4 protein-coding genes are annotated in these 3,449 nt (G+C 57.9%); 2 read left to right on the top strand and 2 right to left on the bottom strand.

The genetic code is table 11. The features are described from left to right. Window positions 1-23: 23 nt before the first annotated feature. Together WCA53_RS17540 and WCA53_RS17535 are read right to left on the bottom strand one after the other, a co-directional pair. Window positions 24-347, bottom strand: coding sequence for a hypothetical protein (locus tag WCA53_RS17540; RefSeq protein WP_423913153.1), 324 nt, complete (start codon window positions 345-347; stop codon window positions 24-26). A gap of 609 nt (window positions 348-956) precedes the next feature. Further along, entirely contained in the window at window positions 957-1,637 is a 681-nt protein-coding gene (locus WCA53_RS17535) for a hypothetical protein (RefSeq protein WP_423913151.1), read from the bottom strand. Between the two features lie 293 nt (window positions 1,638-1,930). Here WCA53_RS17535 and ppk2 point away from each other — a divergent pair, with 293 nt between their 5' ends. Next, entirely contained in the window at window positions 1,931-2,746 is an 816-nt protein-coding gene (gene ppk2, locus WCA53_RS17530) for a polyphosphate kinase 2 (protein ID WP_423913148.1), read from the top strand. 189 nt (window positions 2,747-2,935) lie between these two features. After that, window positions 2,936-3,449 (top strand): SulP family inorganic anion transporter (locus WCA53_RS17525; protein ID WP_423913156.1); only part of this gene is annotated, 514 nt, incomplete at its 3' end.

The raw sequence follows: 3,449 nt of genomic DNA, 5'->3' as shown, positions 1-3,449 counted from the left end.
GTCCAAGCCAGCCTGAATCTCGGTTACAGGCACTGATTGATGGTGCTGCTCGCGTTGCTGTCGGCGCCGCGGAAACCCACCCAAGAACCTCCTGAGGCCTGTCGTACGACGGCGGAGGCGCCACCTGGCGGTTGCTGGCCTGGAACGTAGACATCGAATGCCTGTTCGTTGGCGAGCATGTACTGCGAATAGACGGGCTGCCCGGAGTTGTTCGCCCATTTCAGCGCGATGCATTGGGCGACCGCCTTAGGGGGAAGATGGCTTTGGCCGACGACGTGAACATCTGACGGTGGTTGGCTGGCGCATGCGGAAACTGCGACGACCAACGCGATGAAGGGATATTTCATGTTAGAGACTCCATATCAAATCGCACAACGCACGGTTGACTTCATCGAAGGCAATTCGTCAGCTGACGTTGCGACAGCGTTGATCGGACAAGTGACTCGAGTTCAGGCCAGTACTTTTTTGGAGTGCCGACCGTTCCTGTTGTATCCAAAGAGTTTGGTTTGACTGCATTCGCGAAAAATATTGACCGCCCTACGCGTACATTGGCACAAATAGTGCTGTCAAATAGTCTGTGGTCATCCAGTACATGGAGCGTCGATATCGTGGGGGCACTGGGCTCGTGACTCCAGTTCCGAATGGTTGTTGCGCTGCGCGAGAGGTCGCGCAATCACATCACGGGCTCGCAGCACTTCTAGTCGAGACTTGGAGTACATCCTGTCACGCGGGCAATCTGATTCAATCAGACTTTGGTCCTATGCGGCAGGTTGGCCACCGTGACCGTGCCGATCGCTCCAGCTCTCCTATAAAGCGCCAAAGGGTAGGTGAAACACACTGGCAAAATCAATCCATCTGCAGCCTGCCAGTTCTACTCGTTGGTTACATAAGCTATCCTCATAATATTGCCTTTGTACGACTCTACCGCCTTATCGCGACAGAGTCGCCGCCGCGCATTATCCGCCCAGCGCAATGATCGCCATGGTCAGCGCGACGCCAAGGGCCATCATCGCGAGTCCTGCTTTCCATCCGCCGAATCCGGCATGGCGGCCCAGCGCGATACCAGCACAGAACAACATTGCCAGCGTAAGCACGCGCGAAACAATCAAGGCAATTGAGGTGTCCTTGAACAGGACGAACGGCAACGCGACCGGGAAGGTGGACAAGACGACGATGACGAAAACCCCTGCCGCGCCGATATAGTCTTCGAGCAACAGCCGCGGGCGGTGAGGCAGAGTCGCCGTTGCAACAATACGCGTCCGGATAAGCTCTAGCTCGGTATCGGCAATCAGACTCTTCATCGCCTTCGGCAATGCGTTGCGCAGCGCGCGGACCGCGGTCGCAGCGTCCAGTTCGTTTGTCACGGCAAGCGCAAGCGTGAGCCGCCTGCCGCGATTTGCCAGGGTGCGCACCAGAAACATCACCGCATCGGCCAGTCCCCATGCGAGGTTGCAGCCAAGTGCCGTGTACAGCATTTTCTGGCCGGCATCTTCTCCGGCCGTGACAACCGATACGGCGCCGACGAAGGTAAGCGCCATGAACAAGCCAAAGCACAGTTCCGAAACCCGATCTACGGTATCGAGGATCGGTTCGCGCGTTTCAACGTCTTCCTGATGCGTCAGACCGGTAGCGAGCATGAACTCCCCTTTCGCGGATAGCGCCTAGTCACGTCCGCTGCCGGCCGGCCGAACGCGCAGGCACGGCGCGTAACACCCCGTTTGCGGGCCATTCGCGGAATCAGGTGGCGTCCTTGTGACAATCAGGCGCGCACCCGCACCCATCACATGGTTCAGTTTCATCAGCGTACGGCGGTCGAGGCGGTCACGATATTGGACCAAGATCGTATTGCGGCTTTTCGTGCTGACGCCTACGCTTCATCTTGAAAGGATTTCACGAATACCGTAAGTCAGTGTGCACGTGGAGACATGGAATGGCGAAGACAGAGGCAAGGAACGACCGCTCCCTGGAAAACAAGCCCTTGTCGTATAAGGAGTATAGGAAGGAGTTGTGCCAGCTGCACGTTGAACTGGTCAAGCTCCAGGAGTGGGTCGTGCAAGCGGGTGGCAAGGTCTGCATTGTGTTCGAAGGACGCGACGGCGCTGGCAAGGGTGGCACCATCAAGGCGATTACCGAGCGCGTGAGCCCGCGCATATTCCGCGTGGTTGCGCTGCCAGCGCCGACCGAGCGCGAGAAGAGCCAGATGTACCTGCAACGCTATCTGCCGCATTTGCCGGCTGCTGGGGAAGTCGTGATCTTCGACCGCAGTTGGTACAACCGCGCGGGAGTCGAGCGGGTGTTGGGTTTCTGCTCTGAAGAGGACGCGGTGAAATTCTTGAAGGCTGTGCAACTGGTCGAGCAGGCGATCATCGAATCCGGAATCATCCTGCTCAAATACTGGCTGGAGGTCAGTCAGGAAGAACAGACTCGCCGCCTCGAGGCGCGAATCCACGACGGGCGCAAGGTGTGGAAACTGTCCGACATGGATCTGAAGTCCTATAACCGATGGTATGACTACTCGCGTGCGCGTGACGCGATGTTCAACGCGTCCGATACCCCGATTGCTCCGTGGTTCGTGGCTAATTCGAATGACAAACGACGTGCACGGCTCAATATCATCAGTGATCTACTCCGCAAGATTCCCTATGAAGCCATGCCGCGCAAGAAAGTGACTTTGCCCAAGCGGCAAAAGCCGGACGGCTATGAAGAACCGGACTATCCTTTTAAATATATACCGGAGAAATTCTGACTCTGCTGGAAATGTACTTCACCTGACGACCACCATCGGTCCTGCGACATCGCCTGCGGCAACGCGCGCGAAACTAGTGGCCTTCACGCTCGGCCATGATCCATGAAGCCAGAACGTCCTGACCGTCAACGAAAACTCCATGGCCAGCCTGGTCGCCGGACCTTGCGGTTTTCAGCGGGCGGCGTGCGCATGCCTTTCCCGGACTGGCTTCGCGATTTCAGGAAGGAGTGGGCACGGCCCGATATCGTCGCCGGGCTAACCGTGGCCGCCGTCGTGATCCCGAAGGCGCTCGCCTATGCGACTATCGCCGGGCTGCCGGTTCAAGTCGGGCTCTACACCGCTTTCATACCCATGTTGATCTACGCTTTGCTGGGAACTTCGCGTGTCCTCAGCGTGAGTACGACAACAACGATCGCAATCCTGATCGCGACGGCGCTCGACGGCGTGGCGTCCGCGAACGATACGGCCAGTCTGATGACGGCTTCGGCGACGCTGACATGCCTGGTGGGCGCGATCCTGGTCGTCGCAAGAGTGCTGCGGCTCGGCTTTGTCGCGAATTTCATTTCCGAACCAGTGCTGATCGGCTTCAAGGCAGGCGTGGGGATTGTCATCGTCGTGGACCAGATCCCGAAGCTGCTTGGTATCCATTTTCACAAAGGCTCGTTTTTCCACAACGTGCTCGCCATCGCGCAGGGGGTTCCGC

The sequence above is a fragment of the Caballeronia sp. genome (assembly GCF_049581465.1).
GTDB lineage: Bacteria > Pseudomonadota > Gammaproteobacteria > Burkholderiales > Burkholderiaceae > Caballeronia.
The sequence above is the reverse complement of the archived record's forward strand: the minus strand, read 5'-3'. Positions and strand labels throughout refer to the sequence as shown.